The organism is Aureimonas altamirensis (assembly GCF_023702225.1).
In the GTDB taxonomy this organism is placed as follows: domain Bacteria; phylum Pseudomonadota; class Alphaproteobacteria; order Rhizobiales; family Rhizobiaceae; genus Aureimonas; species Aureimonas altamirensis_B.
The window spans coordinates 25,526-40,324 of sequence record NZ_JAMQCO010000003.1 but is presented as its reverse complement, the minus strand read 5'-3'; the positions used below and the strand labels follow the sequence as shown (position 1 = coordinate 40,324).

14 protein-coding genes are annotated in these 14,799 nt (G+C 66.3%); 10 read left to right on the top strand and 4 right to left on the bottom strand.

Annotated features, from left to right (window positions below; all coding sequences use genetic code 11):
• Positions 1 to 90 precede the first annotated feature (90 nt).
• Both NDN16_RS05365 and NDN16_RS05360 read left to right on the top strand, forming a co-directional pair.
• On the top strand, positions 91 to 1,218 hold the full coding sequence (locus NDN16_RS05365; RefSeq protein WP_251112611.1) for a site-specific DNA-methyltransferase: 1,128 nt from the start codon (positions 91 to 93) through the stop codon (positions 1,216 to 1,218).
• Between the two features lie 110 nt (positions 1,219 to 1,328).
• Entirely contained in the window at positions 1,329 to 1,658 is a 330-nt protein-coding gene (locus NDN16_RS05360; RefSeq protein WP_251112610.1) for a hypothetical protein, read from the top strand.
• On the opposite strand, the gene NDN16_RS05355 is transcribed toward NDN16_RS05360, so the two are convergent.
• Positions 1,624 to 2,688 (bottom strand): A/G-specific adenine glycosylase, encoded by a 1,065-nt coding sequence (locus NDN16_RS05355; protein WP_251112609.1) that lies wholly within the window; start codon positions 2,686 to 2,688, stop codon positions 1,624 to 1,626. The two genes, NDN16_RS05360 and NDN16_RS05355, sit on opposite strands and share 35 nt — an antisense overlap.
• 140 nt (positions 2,689 to 2,828) lie before the next feature.
• Between NDN16_RS05355 and NDN16_RS05350 the strand changes: the two genes are divergently transcribed.
• The 6 genes from NDN16_RS05350 to NDN16_RS21050 all read left to right on the top strand — a co-directional run bounded on the left by NDN16_RS05350 (position 2,829) and on the right by NDN16_RS21050 (position 9,676).
• Positions 2,829 to 3,587 carry a glycosyltransferase family 25 protein gene (locus NDN16_RS05350; RefSeq protein ID WP_285292443.1) on the top strand — a complete coding sequence of 253 codons (759 nt, stop codon included), beginning with the start codon at positions 2,829 to 2,831 and terminating at the stop codon, positions 3,585 to 3,587.
• Entirely contained in the window at positions 3,584 to 4,819 is a 1,236-nt protein-coding gene (locus NDN16_RS21055) for an O-antigen ligase family protein (RefSeq protein ID WP_251112607.1), read from the top strand. Before NDN16_RS05350 ends, NDN16_RS21055 begins: the two co-directional genes overlap by 4 nt.
• A gap of 1 nt (position 4,820) precedes the next feature.
• Positions 4,821 to 5,336 carry a DUF721 domain-containing protein gene (locus tag NDN16_RS05340; RefSeq protein WP_251112606.1) on the top strand — a complete coding sequence of 172 codons (516 nt, stop codon included), beginning with the start codon at positions 4,821 to 4,823 and terminating at the stop codon, positions 5,334 to 5,336.
• 98 nt (positions 5,337 to 5,434) lie between these two features.
• Positions 5,435 to 6,118, top strand: coding sequence for a DsbA family protein (locus NDN16_RS05335; protein WP_251112605.1), 684 nt, complete (start codon positions 5,435 to 5,437; stop codon positions 6,116 to 6,118).
• Positions 6,119 to 6,148: 30 nt separating this feature from the next.
• A complete protein-coding gene (ppdK, locus tag NDN16_RS05330) occupies positions 6,149 to 8,836 on the top strand; it encodes a pyruvate, phosphate dikinase (RefSeq protein ID WP_251112604.1) in 2,688 nt (895 codons plus the stop codon).
• 6 nt (positions 8,837 to 8,842) lie between these two features.
• Positions 8,843 to 9,676 carry a DUF1499 domain-containing protein gene (locus tag NDN16_RS21050; RefSeq protein ID WP_251112603.1) on the top strand — a complete coding sequence of 278 codons (834 nt, stop codon included), beginning with the start codon at positions 8,843 to 8,845 and terminating at the stop codon, positions 9,674 to 9,676.
• On the opposite strand, the gene NDN16_RS05320 is transcribed toward NDN16_RS21050, so the two are convergent.
• Positions 9,606 to 10,583: an MBL fold metallo-hydrolase gene (locus tag NDN16_RS05320; protein WP_251112602.1), complete on the bottom strand. Its 978-nt coding sequence runs from the start codon at positions 10,581 to 10,583 to the stop codon at positions 9,606 to 9,608. The genes NDN16_RS21050 and NDN16_RS05320 overlap by 71 nt on opposite strands.
• Positions 10,584 to 10,649: 66 nt before the next feature.
• On the opposite strand from NDN16_RS05320, the gene NDN16_RS05315 reads away from it, so the two are divergent.
• Positions 10,650 to 11,531: a rhodanese-related sulfurtransferase gene (locus NDN16_RS05315; RefSeq protein ID WP_251112601.1), complete on the top strand. Its 882-nt coding sequence runs from the start codon at positions 10,650 to 10,652 to the stop codon at positions 11,529 to 11,531.
• 63 nt (positions 11,532 to 11,594) lie between these two features.
• Positions 11,595 to 12,923, top strand: coding sequence for an MFS transporter (locus NDN16_RS05310; RefSeq protein ID WP_251112600.1), 1,329 nt, complete (start codon positions 11,595 to 11,597; stop codon positions 12,921 to 12,923).
• Between the two features lie 5 nt (positions 12,924 to 12,928).
• Here the strand turns inward: NDN16_RS05310 and ribB are convergent, their stop codons facing one another.
• Together ribB and NDN16_RS05300 are read right to left on the bottom strand one after the other, a co-directional pair.
• Positions 12,929 to 14,050: a 3,4-dihydroxy-2-butanone-4-phosphate synthase gene (gene ribB, locus NDN16_RS05305; protein WP_251112599.1), complete on the bottom strand. Its 1,122-nt coding sequence runs from the start codon at positions 14,048 to 14,050 to the stop codon at positions 12,929 to 12,931.
• Between the two features lie 32 nt (positions 14,051 to 14,082).
• Entirely contained in the window at positions 14,083 to 14,718 is a 636-nt protein-coding gene (locus tag NDN16_RS05300; protein WP_251112598.1) for a TerC family protein, read from the bottom strand.
• Positions 14,719 to 14,799 lie beyond the last annotated feature (81 nt).

Genomic DNA, 14,799 nt, shown 5'->3' with positions numbered 1-14,799 from the left:
AAGTTTCGAGCGGGCGCTTCATGGATTGTTTACCCCGTTCGATAACCATGACCCCGGTTTTAGTTCTGCGTTGAACCCGTGGGTGTCCCGATGTCGAATGCTCGTCCTGCGTCGAAAGTGCAACCTGTTTCCACCAATCTGGAATGGCGCGACACCATCATCAAGGGTGACTGCATCTCGCGGCTCGAAGCGTTGCCCGAGAAATCGGTGGACGCCATCTTTGCCGATCCGCCCTACAACCTGCAACTCGGCGGAGACCTGACCCGGCCCGACCAGTCCAAGGTGGACGCGGTCGACGACGCCTGGGACCAGTTCGAAAGCTTCGCGGCCTACGATTCCTTCACGCGCGCATGGCTTCTGGCCGCGCGCCGGGTGCTCAAGCCGAACGGCACGATCTGGGTCATCGGCTCGTACCACAACATCTTCCGGGTCGGCGCGATCATGCAGGACCTGGGTTTCTGGATGCTCAACGACATCGTGTGGCGCAAGGCCAACCCGATGCCGAATTTCCGCGGGCGTCGCTTCCAGAACGCGCACGAGACGTTGATCTGGGCGTCCCGCGACCGGGAGGCCAAGGGCTACACCTTCAATTACGAAGCGATGAAGGCCGCCAATGACGATCTCCAGATGCGCTCGGACTGGCATTTCCCCATCTGCTCCGGTTCGGAGCGCCTGAAGGGAGAGGACGGGCGCAAGGTGCACCCGACGCAGAAGCCCGAGGCACTTCTGGCGCGGGTGATCCTGTCGTCGACGCGGCCGGGAGATACGATCCTCGACCCGTTCTTCGGAACCGGGACGACCGGCGCCGTGGCCAAGCGGCTCGGCCGTCATTTCGTGGGCATCGAGCGGGAGGACAGCTATATCGACGCGGCACGCGCCCGCATTGATGCGGTGGAGCCGCTCGACAGCCTGTCGATCCGCATTACGCCCGGCAAGCGCGCCGAACCGCGCATCGCCTTCACGACGCTGATCGAGGCCGGGCTTCTGACTCCCGGAACGGAACTCACCGACTCGCGCGGCCGATACAGCGCGCTGGTGCGTGCCGATGGAACGATCGCCACCGCCAACCACGCCGCCTCCATCCACCGTGTCGGCGCCCAGGTGCAGGGCTTGGAGGCGTGCAATGGCTGGACCTTCTGGCATGTCAGGGAGGGCGGCAGGTTGCGTGTGATCGACGAACTGCGCAAGGAAGTGCGTGCGCGCATGGGCGCCATCTAGAGCGTTTCCTCCCTGGACGCGGGAACCATCCTCGGTTTCTTGCGTCGCGGTTGTTCCGTGGCAGAACTCCGACCCATCGAGGCACCTCGATGGCGTGGGAGAGACGCGACATGGAAGACACCGCTTGCGGATGGGATGTGGCCCGGGCCGAAAAGCTGAACGGGGCGACCGTTCTTGTCGGTATAACGCATGACGAGGCAGCGGGGTGCCGGGTAGAGCACTTTGTCGGCACGGTCGTCGGCGTCAGCCGCAGCGGCGGGATCATCCTGCAGTTGCAGGGCGGCCGCGAGGGCGAAACCTGCCGCCTCCCGGCGGATCTCGAAGCCTTTCGCGCCGTCGGCGCGGCCGAAGCCGATACGCTCAATGCCGACTATGTGACCGATTGGGTCCGAACATCGAGACGCGTCAGGCGAGAGCCACCGCGATGCACTTGCGCATAAGGGTCGGAAGGGCCCGATCGGCGAGGTCGTCGACCGGCTGCCACCACATTCCATCCGGCGCCGCAGCATTTGTTTCCGCATGCCAGACGGAAAGCCTCAGCCGGAAATGGGTGAAGGTATGCTCGACCGTGCCGGCCAGCGTCCACGGCGCCGCCAGCGGGGCCGCGGCGGCATCCGTGGCGCCGTCCACCCGCGCCGTCCAGCCGGTCGTCGGCGGCTCCTCCATCTCGGCCAGAAGGCCTTTCGACGGTCGCCGCCGCAGAAGGACGGCGCCGAGGCCGGGATGTTCCGCCACGAAGGCAGCGCCGACCCGCAAGGGCTTCTCCGCCTTCGGAGCCTTCACGGGAAGGGTCTCCTGCGTGCCCCTTGCGCGTGCGCCGCATGGCTCGACCACGGGGCAGATCGCACAGGCCGGCCGGCGCGAGGTGCAGATCGTGGCGCCCAGATCCATCACGGCCTGCGCGAAGTCGCCTGGGCGGTCGGGCGGCGTCATCGCCTGCATCGCCATCCTGATCGCCGGCTTTGCCGCCGGAAGCGGCGTGTGGATGAGTTCCAGCCGGCTGACGACGCGCTCCACATTGCCATCGACCACGGCGACCGGTTCGTCATAGGCTATGGCCGCTATGGCGGCGGCGGTATAGTCGCCGATGCCCGGCAAGTCCCGCAGGCCGGCTGCGCTGCCGGGAAAGACCCCGCCGCGCGCCGAGACGGCCCGCGCGCAGGCCAGGAGGTTTCGAGCCCTTGCATAATAACCGAGGCCGGCCCACGCCGCCATGACCTCCTCGTCGCGCGCTGCGGCCAGCGCGTCGACAGTGGGCCAGCGCGACAGGAAGTCGGCATAATACGATTTGACGGCGGCAACCGTGGTTTGCTGCAGCATGACCTCGGAAAGCCAGACGCGATACGGATCGGGACGGATTCCGGCCCGTTTGTCGCCGGGGGGGATCCGCCACGGCAATCGCCTCGCATGCGCGTCGTACCAATCCAGAAGGCGGGTCGTGACCCCGCCTGCCATGTCGTCTCGCTGCATTGGGCCCGCCTCTCGCTCTTGCAGGGCCTAGGCCAAAACGAGCGGCCCCGCAATCGCCCGGCACGATACCTGCCGATGGGCGGTCGTCTTGACAGGGCACACTCAAGCGTTCATCCGAACACCTGACTCATCAGCCAAAGTTGCCCGGTTTCGTGCGGATCATTCACTACGTCATCAATCTCGACCGGTCGCAGGACAGGCTTTCGGCAGTCATGGCGGATGCCGCCTCCGCCGGCATCGAACTGGTCCGCATCCCGGCCGTCGATGGCCGCGCCGTGTCCGAGGAGGAGCGGCAGCGGCTGCTGGACGTGCCCGGCTTCATGCGGGACCACGGCAAACGTCCGCAACCTGGAGAATACGGCTGCTATGCCAGCCATCTGCGCGCATTCGAGGTTTTCCTGGGCAGCGATGCGGATATCGCCGTCATCTTCGAGGACGACGCCGCGCCCGACGCCGCCTTCCGGCGGGTCGTGGAGGATATCGTCGCGGTCGACGACTGGGACCTCGTCAAGCTGGTCAACTATCGAATGCCCCGCCTGAAGGTGGATCGTATCCTGTCAGGCGGCATCCGCATGGGAAGGGCCGTGTTCGGGCCAACCGGCGGTTCGGCGGCCTACATGCTCAACCGGAAGGCTGCCGCGCGCATGTTGCAGGGCCTGCGTCCCATGACGCTGCCCTACGACGTGGCGATGGAGCGCGGCTGGGCGCACGATATCCGCGTGCGGCATGTCGAGCCGAATGCGCTTGGCCTCAACCCATTGACTAACGAGGGCACCACGATGGAAGGGCAAAGCTATTCCGCCTTTCGGCTCAAGCCGTGGCAGCGCCTTCCGACACTGCGGTTTCGGACGGGCGATTTCGTGTCGCGCATCCGCGCGGCGTTCGAGGGCAAACGGTGAGCGTGGGCAGGTTCCTGCTCTTGCGGCGGCGCACCGACCCGCTGCTGCTGACCGCCGCGATGGCGCTGATCGGTGTCCTGGTTTCCTTGGGCAAGGGCCTTTTCGCCCTTATCGCCGTGGTCGGGGTAGTCCACGCCGTCATCCGGCCATCGAGCTGGCGGCTCGCGCCGCCGGCATTCACGATCGTGCTGGCGGCCTATGTCGCCTGGTCCATCGGGCTCAGCCTGCTGCGCGGGGAAGGGTTCGACGGCAACAGGCTCTTGTCCTATGCGGCTATCGAGCTGGCCTGCGTGTTCCTGCCGCTCGGCCTTTTCTTCGTCAGGCGTCCGCTGGATGCCACGATCCTCGGTGCCCGTATCGGTGTCGTCGCACTGCTCATTGCGACGCCGGCCGAGTTCTGGGCGACCGGCATTCGCGTCGGCCTGGGCCGAAACGAGGCGATACTGGGCTTCATCGCCGCGGCGTTCGGCCTGGTCGCGCGCCTGCCCATGGAGCGCCCGCCCCGAATTTTGCCCAATGGCCGCTGGTGGCTGTATCTCTCCTTCGTACCGGCGCTGCTTTCGCAGACGCGCGCAACCTGGGGCATCTACCCGATTTTCGGCATACTGGACCTCGTCCATGTGTGGCGGCGCGTCGTCGGCGTCGGCGACCGGCGCTCCGTCGTGGCGCTGGCCATCGGGGCCTGCGTTGCCGTGGCGGCGCTGTTGCCGATGTCCGGCATCGTCATGCAACGGGCGGACCAGGCGTTGGTGGAGATCGACCGCTACGAGCAGACCGGCGTCGCATCGGGCTCCGTCGATGTGCGCATGGCCATGTGGTCTTCCGCCTTCGAGATCTGGCGCGAGCATCCGCTGATCGGAATCGGCCATGTCGGCAAGATGGAAACCGTGGCGGAGCGATCCGGGGTGAACGAGGCGCAGGTGGGCCAGTATACCCACCTGCACAACCTTATCGTGGACGAGGCGCTGAACAGCGGGATCGTCGGTACGCTACTGCTCGTCGGCGTCTTCGGCGTTTTCATCGGAACGGTCTTCGTGCGGTCCCGCAATACGATGCTGCGCGAGACATCGGTCGTTTTCGTTGTGCTGGTCTTCAGTTATGGTTCCTTTCACGGCGTGCTTCTGAACGAGTGGATGGTTACCGTGATCTTCGGCTACATGAGCGTCACTTTGACCGATCTTCGCCGCAAGCAGCTTGGCGCCCGTCTTCGGGCCGAGATCGGCCGGGCGTGACATGGCGGGCGGGCCGGTACGCAGGAAACGCTGCTGGCAGATCGGGGAACTGACCGCGAGCCTTGTGGAGCCTGTTCTGGCGCGCAAGGCCGGCATGAGCCTCGGGCTGCTTTCGGCATGGCCCGAGATCGTCGGAACACGGTTGGCCGGCGCAACCCGGCCGGAGCGGCTGCAATGGCCGCCGCAGCGATACGAGGACGAGCCCTTTCGGCCGGCTACCCTGATCGTCGCCTGCGAAGGGGCATTCGTGCTGCGTCTCCAGCATGAGAGCGGCGAGGTCGTGCAGCGGCTGAACGCCTTTTTCGGATATCATGCGGTGGGCTCGCTGCGGATCGTGCAGCGCGCGGTCGCGGTTTCGCCGCCGGACAGGAAGCCTGCCTGGCGTGCGCCGGACAGCCTCCAGCAGAAGCAGATCGAGGAGGCGGTGTCGCGTATCGAAAGCGACCGTCTTCGCAAGGCCCTCGAGCGTTACGGCGCATGCGTCATGGGCCGCAACAACGGCCGGAAGGGTCCCTGACCCGTTCCATCGCCGCTAATGCGCCGTAACGCCCTATTCGTGGCGCAGTTTATCGGATAGCTGGAATGCGAAGGGTGACGACGTCAAAGGAAGAGATCATGTCGCTTACGAACAAGTCCAGGCAGGCGCGGTTTTACGCCATGCTTCTGGCCGGTGCGGTATTGATGGCGGGCGCGCCTGCCTATACCGGCGCTGCGATCGCGCAGGAAACGGCGGCGGCGCCGCAGGCCCAGGGCACGGTGGATGTGGATGCCCTGATGCAGCCGGGCGAACTGCCGGACATCGTGATCGGCAATCCGGACGCGCCGGTCACCATCGTCGAGTACGCCTCGCTCACCTGCAGCCATTGCGCCGACTTCCATGCCAATGCCTACCCGACCATCAAGACCGAATATCTCGATACCGGCGTCGCCAAGCTGATCGTGCGGGAGTTCCCGTTCGATCCGCGCGCCCTGGCCGGCTTCATGCTGGCGCGCTGCGTACCCGAAGAGCGGCGCACGGCGATGATCGACGTGCTTTTCGACCAGCAGCGGCAATGGGCCGGCGCCGAGAATGCATCGGTCGAGCTTCTGGCCATCGCGCGTCAGGCCGGCATGTCGCAGGAGCAGTTCACCGCCTGTCTGCAGGATGCCGACCTACAGAAGAAGGTCATGGCCGTGCAGCAGCGCGGGCAGAGCGAGTTCGGGGTCAGCGCGACACCGACCTTCTTCATCAACGGCAACCGCTATGCCGGCGCGATGAGCGCGGAAGAGATGGGCGCCGTCATCGAACAGAACCGCTAGGAGGATAAAGGGAGCCGGCAGTCGCGCGCCATGGTCAGGAAATGCTTCACCTTCAATCGTGGCGCTGCCGACCGCACGGCAGATCCTGCCGAATCGCTCGGGCACAAGGGCGCAAACCTTGCGCTGCTGGCGATGCTGGATCTGCCGGTTCCTCCCGGTTTCACGATTTCGTCGGTCGCATGGCGCGAGACGGCATCCGCCCATGGCGAGTTGCCGGCCGCGCTGCGCGCGGAGATCCTGTCGACCGTCGAATGGCTCGAAGGCATCACCGGACGGACCTTCGACGGTGAAATGCGCCCCCTGCTCATGGCTGTGCGGCCCAGCGCGCGCGCGGCCATGCCCGGCCTTGCCGATACCGTTCTCGATATCGGCCTCAACGACCGCACGGTCGAAACGCTGGCGCTCGAGCTCGAAGACCTGCCCTTCGCTTTCCGGGCCTACCGGAGGTTCATCGAAAGCTTTGCCGGGCTCGTCTTCGGGGCGGACGCCGGAGAATTCGAGGAGATTTTCGACCTCGAGCGCGAGCAGGCGGGCTGGGGCGGCGGCGGGGAGCCTTCAAGCCCGGCCGAATGGCGGACGCTGATCGCACGGTATCATGCATTCCTGGACGCCGAACTCGGGCAGGCGCTTCCACAAACGCCGTTCGAGCAGTTGCTGCGCGTCGTCGAGGCCAGTTTCCAGAGTTGGCGCAGCCCGGTCGCGCGCACCTTCCGCGCCGCCCACGGCATCTCCGAGAATGCCGGCATCGCCGTGACGGTGCATGCCATGATCTTCAACGAGCGCGGCGAAAAATCCGGCACCGGCCATGCCCTCTCCCGCGACATGGCGACGGGCAAGGGACGGCTGACGGGCGAGTTCCGGATCGGCGGGCGCGAGGAAACGGGCGAGATCGGCGGCGAAGACGCCGACATCGTGCAACTGGATACGGAGCGGGCCCGCGAGACGTTTCCCGCCGACATGGAGGCGCTTGCCGACTATGTACGCCGTATCGAACGCCACATGGCCGATGCCTGCGAAGTCGACTTCATGGTGGGCGACGGCGACCTCTATCTGCTTCAGTCGCGTCCGGCGCGCCGGACCATAGCCGAGGGCGTCCGCGTGGCGGTGGAGATGGTGCGCGACGGCCTGATCGACGAGCCCGAGGCCATCCTGCGCATCGACCCGATGGCACTGGACGAGCTGCTGCATCCGACGATCGAGCATGGCGATACGGTCGAGGTGGTCGGGCGCGGCATGCCGGCCTCTCCCGGCGCCGCAACCGGCATCGTCGTCCTGAATTCCGAAGAAGCCGTCCGACTGACGGGCGAGGGGCGCAACGTCATCCTGGTGCGCAACGAAACCTTGCCGGAAGATGTGCACGGCATGCATGTCGCCGAAGGCGTGCTGACCATCCGCGGCGGAACGACCAGCCATGCCGCGGTCGTGGCGCGCGGCATCGGCAAGCCTTGCGTAACGGGTGCGGGCGCGCTCCGGATCGACCTTGCCGCCCAGACGCTTACGGCGGGCAACATCGTGATCCGGGCCGGCGAGGCGATCACCATCGACGGCGCGAGCGGAGAGGTGATCCGTGGGGCCGCAAGGCTTCGACGGCCGACGCTGACCGGCGATTTCGCCACTCTCATGGAATTTGCCGACCGCGCCCGCCGCCTCGGCGTGCGGACCAATGCCGAAACCCCGATCGAGGCGCGTGCCGCCCGCGCCTTCGGGGCGGAGGGGATAGGCCTGTGCCGCACCGAGCACATGTTTTTCGAAGGCGAGCGCGTCGGCGTCATGCGCGACATGATCCTGGCCGGTGACGAGGCGGGGCGTCGAAGCGCGCTGGAGAAGCTCCTGCCGATGCAGCGGTCCGACTTCGTCGAGCTGTTCGAGATCATGGCCGGACTGCCCGTCACGATCCGGCTTCTCGATCCGCCTCTGCACGAATTTTTGCCGAAAGGCGAGGCCGAGATCACCGAACTGGCCGAGAGCCTCGGCCTGGAAGCCGCGGCGCTGCGCCAGCGCATCGAGCAGTTGCAGGAGTTCAACCCGATGCTCGGCCATCGCGGTTGCCGGCTGGCGATTTCCTATCCCGAGATCGCCGAGATGCAGACGCGCGCCATCATCGAAGCAGCTATCGAGGCCGGCGGACGCAAGGGCAAGGACGTGGTGCCGGAAATCATGGTTCCCCTGGTCGGGCTGCGGCGCGAATTCGATTTCGTCAAGCAGCGGATCGACAAGGTGGCGGACGAGGTCGCCGCCGAGAAGGGGCGGCGCGTCTCCTATCATGTCGGGGCGATGATCGAGCTGCCGCGCGCCGTGATGCGGGCCGACACAATCGCCGAAGTGTCCGATTTCTTCTCCTTCGGCACCAACGACCTGACACAGACGGTCTACGGGATCTCGCGCGACGATGCCGCCAACTTCATGAGCACGTACCAGCGCGCCGGTATCATCGAGCGCGATCCATTCCAGTCGATCGATGCGGAGGGCGTCGGCGAGTTCATCGCCATGGGCGTGGAGAAGGCGCGCCGCACCCGGCCCGACATCACGCTCGGCGTTTGCGGGGAACAGGGCGGAGACCCGGCTTCCATCAGCTTCTTCGAACAGGTGGGGCTCGATTACGTATCCTGCTCTCCGTTCCGCGTGCCGATCGCGCGTGTTGCGGCCGCGCAGGCGGCGATCCGGCTGGAGAGGGCTTTGCGTACGGCGACGCCCCCCAAGGCGCGCGGGCGGAGCTGAGCCGGGGTGACGGGGCATTACATCCGCAAACGGGTCTGGACGGCCGACTGGGCATTCGGGCTTGCCGGCTTCGCCGGGGCGCTCCTGTTCATGGGCTTTCTTCTGTTCCGCATGGGCCTGTCGCGGCTGGACGACTTCGGCAGCGTCATCGGGCTGGCGGCCGGCCTGCTGGCGCTGGCCCTCGTCCTGGCGATCCATGCCATATCGATGGTCTGGCTTTCCGGCCGCCCCGGCGGAGGGCGTGCGCTTGCCGCCCTGTTCCTGGGCCTCTTCGTCAGCATTCCGTTCGCGGTCGGCGCGATGCTGGCGCTCGACAACCCCGACGGCAATTCGGCCTACACGGCAGGCATGACGGCGGATGGGACGACCGCACCCGCCGGTAGCACCCTGATGCTCGGCCGGGAGTTTCCGGCCACGGGGCGGGAAGTGTACCGCACCGCCCGGCAGGTGGCCGACGATCTTGGCTGGCAGGTCGCTTCGGTGGAATCCTCTGCCTTGCCCCAGCCCGCCGCGGGCGATCTCGGCGTCGAGGGCACGGTCCGCATCGCCCGCCCGACATTGCGCTCGACCGTCGATTCCGAAGCGGCCTACGACCGTTTCGCGGAAGTCGACGCACAGGACTATACGATAAACGCCGTCGCATCGGCCCCGCTGGTCGGTCTGCCGAGCGACATCACCATCCGCATCCAGGAGGACGGCGGTTCGACCTTCGTGGATGCGCGCTCCATATCGCGCGACGTACCGCGCGATCTGGGCCAGAACCGTCGCTTCATCGCGGCTTTCCTCGACCGGCTGGATGGTGCGATGACGTTGGCGCAGAGCGGGGCGGTGGAGGAGTAGCCGCCATCCAGAGAGCGCCCGGACCGCCCCGGCCGCTGGATCGCGCAAGCCCTTTCTGCTCCAGAAACTCCAGGTGCGACAGGACGTTCAGCGTCGCAGCGCCGATCAGCCTCGGATCGATGTCGCGATAGATGGCGCCGACGATCGAGGCGATGCTCGTGGCACCGCCGGCCAGCCGCTCGAATATGGCGCGCTCGCGCATGAGGCGGTGCGCGCGCAGGCCGCGCAGGAACGGTTGCGGATCCGCGATCGAGCCGCCATGGCCAGGCAGGTAGAGCGCCTCGTCGCGCCGCATCAGTTTTTCAAGCGAGGCGAGATAGGGGCCTATGGCGCCGTCCGGGGGCGCCACCAGAGATGTCGCCCACCCCATCACGTGATCGCCGGACAGGAGCACGCTCCGGTCGGGCAAGGCGAAGGCCAGGTGGTTGGCGGCATGGCCGGGCGTCGCCACCGCCTCCATCCGCATCGCGTCGACCGGCAGCGTCTCTCCGTCGGTTATCCTGCGGGCGATGGGGAGGCTGCGGTCGGAAGCCGCGTCCAGGCGGTTTTCTTCGCCTGCGGCCAACGCCCGCTCGTGTCGATGCGGCCCTTCGGCCCAGATCGGCGCGCCCGTCACCTCGGCAAGCCGTGGCGCAAGGGCCGTGTGGTCGAGATGGGTATGCGTCACGAGGATCGCCTCGACCGGGCGCTCGCCGATGGCGCGCAGCAGGGCATCGAGATGCGAGCCGTCGTCTGGCCCGGGGTCCACCACGACGACGCTGCCGCGCCCCAGCACGTAACTGTTGGTGCCGCGAAAGGTCATCGCCCCGGCGTTGGGGGCCACGACGCGGAGAATGTCGGAGGCCACTTCTTCGGCCGCACCGATGACGGGCCTGAAGTCGGTCTGGAAATCGGGTTCGTCTGCCATTGCGAAAAGGGGTCGCGCTTTTTGGAAATGCTTGTCAAGCCGTCGCGATTTTGCCAGTTGGCGAGGATGAGCTATCGTATCGCAGCCATTTATCGTTTCGTGACGATCGAAGATCTCCCGACAGTGCGGCGGGAGCTCCTGGACATATGCGTCGGCGAGGCCGTCTGCGGTACGCTGCTGATCGCCTCCGAAGGCATCAACGGCACCATCGCCGCCGCTCCGGATGCGATCGCGCGGGTGGTGGATCTGCTCGACGCAAGGCTGGGCATTCGCCAGGGCGAGGTGAAGTTCTCGGACAGTTCCGAGAAACCGTTCCGCCGGATGAAGGTTCGCATCCGTCCGGAAATCATCACCATGCGGGCGCCGCAGGCAAATCCGGCCCTCAAGGCCGGCACCTATGTCGCCCCGCGCGACTGGAACGCGATCATCGAAGATCCGGACGTCGTTGTCGTGGACACGCGCAATCGCTACGAAACGCGGATCGGGACGTTTCGCGGCGCCATCGACCCCCGGATCGAAAGCTTTACGCAGTTCAAGAGCTTCGTCGCCGAGGAACTCGATCCGGCGCGTCATCGCAAGGTTGCGATGTTCTGCACCGGCGGCATCCGCTGTGAAAAGGCGTCGGCCTACATGCTGGCCGAAGGTTTCGAGGAAGTCTTCCATCTCAAGGGCGGTATCCTGCAGTATCTCGAGGATGTGGCGGCCGAGGACAGCCTCTGGGACGGCGATTGCTATGTCTTCGACGGGCGCGTGGCCGTAGGCCAGGGCCTGGCCGAAGCGGACTACACGCAGTGTTTCGGATGCGGGGCGGCGCTGACGGCAGAGGAAACGCGGGCGCCCGGCTTCGAAGCCGGCGTTTCCTGCCTGCATTGCCGGGCCCGCCTGACGCCCGAGCGCGCGGAGGGTCTGCGCCTCCGCCATGCCGAAAGAACCCGCTTGCCCAGGTAAGCCGTCTTTTCAGCGCGCGGCCTCGGCGTCATAAGTATGGCCGGTCGAACGCGGGGGCGAATCATGGCAGTGACGGCAGCCGGACATGGCTATGCAGTCGAAGAGGTCCTGGAGCGCGCCGGAACGGGCCGCTTCCAACGGCGCCTTCTGGGAATATTCGGCCTCGTCTGGGCGGCCGACGCCATGCAGGTGATCGCAGTGGGGTTTACCGCGCCATCGATCGCCTTGAGCTTCGGCCTGTCGCTGCCGCACGCCCTGCAGACAGGCACGGCCTTCTTCTTCGGTATGCTGATCGGAGCCTATGTCTTCGGTCGCCTGGCCGATCGGTACGGCCGCCGGCGCATCCTTCTGTCCACCGTGGCGCTCGATGCCCTTTTCAGCCTGGCCTCCGTATTCGCGCCGGATTTCGCCGTGCTGCTTGTCTTGCGTTTCGTCGTCGGGCTGGCCGTCGGCGGCACTCTTCCGGTGGATTATGCGATGATGGCCGAATTCCTGCCGGCGCGCAGCCGTGGCCGGTGGCTGGTGATGCTCGAGGGCTTCTGGGCCGTCGGCACCGTCGCCGTCGCGATCGTCGCGTGGGCGGCGCACGCCTACGGCGTGGCGGAGGCATGGCGCGTCATCTTCCTGGCGACGGCCATTCCCGCCATTCTCGGTATCGGCCTTCGCCTCTGGATACCGGAGTCGCCCCGCTATCTCCTGTCCAACGGCCGCGCACAGGAGGCGCAGGACGTTTTCGACAGAGTGCTCGAGGTCAACCGCCGTCCAAAGCTGGACAAGCCGGTGCGGCCGGACCCGCAACCCGCCGGCCATGTCGGTATCTTCGCGGCCCCGTACATGCGCCGCACCGCCTGCATCCTCGCCATCTGGCTGCTGGTCTCGACGGCCTATTACGGCGTGTTCACCTGGCTGCCGGGCCGGCTTGCCGGCGAGGGGCTCGGCTTCCTGCGCGGCTACGGTTTCCTGATCGTCGTGGCCCTGGCCCAGATACCGGGCTACGCGCTGGCGGCCTACGGAGTGGAGCGCTGGGGCCGGCGCGAGACGCTGATCGGCTTCCTGCTGCTGTCGTGCATCGGCTGCTTCGTCTTTGCGATCAGCCTCGAACCGGTCATCGTGACGGGTGCGATCCTGTTGATGAGCTTCGCGCTGCTGGGCACATGGGGCGCGCTCTATGCGTGGACCCCCGAGCTCTACCCCACCAGCATCCGCGCGACGGGTATGGGCACGGCGGGTGCGATGGCGCGGCTTGGCGGCCTTCTGGCGCCGACGGCGATAGCGCCGCTCGTGGCCATCGGCTTTCCCGTCGCCGTCGGCTTTTTCGCGGCGCTTCTGTTCCTGGGCCTTCTGGCCGCCGCCGCGGTCGATCTCGAAACGCGGCAGCAGCCGATCGGCTGAAGACTCTAGTCGTCCAGCAGGATTGTGCCGCCCACGTCGATGCCGAAGCCCGTCAGGCCGACATAGGACCGCTCGTGCGTCGCCAGGATGCGGATCGAGCGCACGCCAAGGTCCCGCAGGATCTGCGCGCCGATGCCGATTTCGCGCCAGCGCGCCATGCGCGCACGCGCGCTGCCATGCTTTTCCCCGTCCTGCAGGGCAGGGGCTGCATGTTCTTCCGGCGTGTAATCGTCGGCCTCCGAGGTGCGCAGCAGCATCAGGATGCCGTTCTGGTGCTTCTGCAAGGCATCGACGGCGGATTCCACCCATGTGCGGCTGCCGCGAACCCGTCCGAACAAATCCTTGACCGGCTGTTCGCGGTGGATGCGCGTCGGCACGTTGGCGGCATATTTGACGTCGCCGAACAGGGCGACGACATGCTGCATGTCGTCGAACGGCGTTTCGTAGATACGCACGCGCCCCTTCATGCCGCCAATCATCATCTCCTGTTCCTTGACGCAGGTGACGAAGCTTTCGCGGCGTATGCGATAGGCGATCAGGTCTTCGATGGAGACGATCTTGAGCCCGTGCTCCCGTGCGAAGGGGATGAGTTCGGGCAGCCGCTTGACGGTGCCGTCGTCGTTGACCACCTCGGCCAGGACGCCGGCGGGCTCCAGCCCGGCCAGCTTGGCAAGGTCCGTTCCCGCTTCGGTGTGGCCGGAGCGGGTCAACACCCCGCCCTCCCGCGAGATCAGCGGAAACATATGGCCGGGGCGCAGGAAGTCGTTTGCGGAGACATTGTCGTTGGCAAGGGCGCGCGCGGTGTTGGCACGTTCTTCCGAGGAGATGCCTGTCGTCATGCCGACCTTGTAGTCGACGGACACGGTGAAGGCGGTGCGCATCGGATCGAGATTGTTGGCCACCATCGGCGGGAGGTTCAGGCGCTGGGCCCGGTCCGCCGTCATGGGCACGCAGAGAATGCCGCTCGTGTGGCGGATCATGAAGGCCATCTTTTCGGGCGTCGCCTTCGACGCCGCCATGATCAGGTCGCCTTCGTTCTCGCGGTCGGTATCGTCGACCACCACCACAAGCTCGCCCGCCGCGATCGCGGCCACCGCATCTTCGACGCAATCCAGTTCGCTCGTCATACCTGTCCTCGCCTGTTCGGGATGCCGGACGGTCAGTGCTCCAGGCAGAGGGCCGGGAGGATGCCCGCGCAGGCAACCTGCTCGGTGCCCTCGTAGATCATCTTGAGCGCGACGAACAGGATGATCAGCAGGCCGATCCAGGCGATGAAGCGATATCTGTTGAGAAGCCGGGCGATCAGCGTGGCCATGGCGCCCATCAGCACGACGGATATCAGAAGGCCTGCGACGAGGACCTCGATATGATCCCGCGCGGCGCCCGCCACGGCCAGCACATTGTCGAGCGACATGGAGATGTCCGCGACGATGATCTGCAAAAGGGCCTGGCCGAAGCTCTTCTTCGGCATTTTGGCGGCGGCTTCCTCGTCCAGTTCTTCGTGGCCGCCGGCGCGGATCTCGCGGTACATCTTCCAGCATACCCAGAGCAGCAGGATGCCGCCGGCAAGCGTCAGGCCCACGATCGCCAGGAGTTCGACGGCGATGATCGCCAACAGGATCCGCATGACGACGGCGCCTGCGATGCCCCAGAAGATGACCTTGCTGCGGATCGACTTGTCGACGCCAGCCGCCGCCATGCCGACGACGACCGCATTGTCGCCCGCCAGCACGATATCGATGAAGAGGACTTGAAGAAGGGCGGCAAACTCTGCCGCGAGGAAGGATTCGCTCAACGCATCACCTGTCGCTATGTAAACTGGGACTCGCGCGATGGTTGCGCGCTTAAGGTCATAATGCGCTTCGGCGCGTTTGAA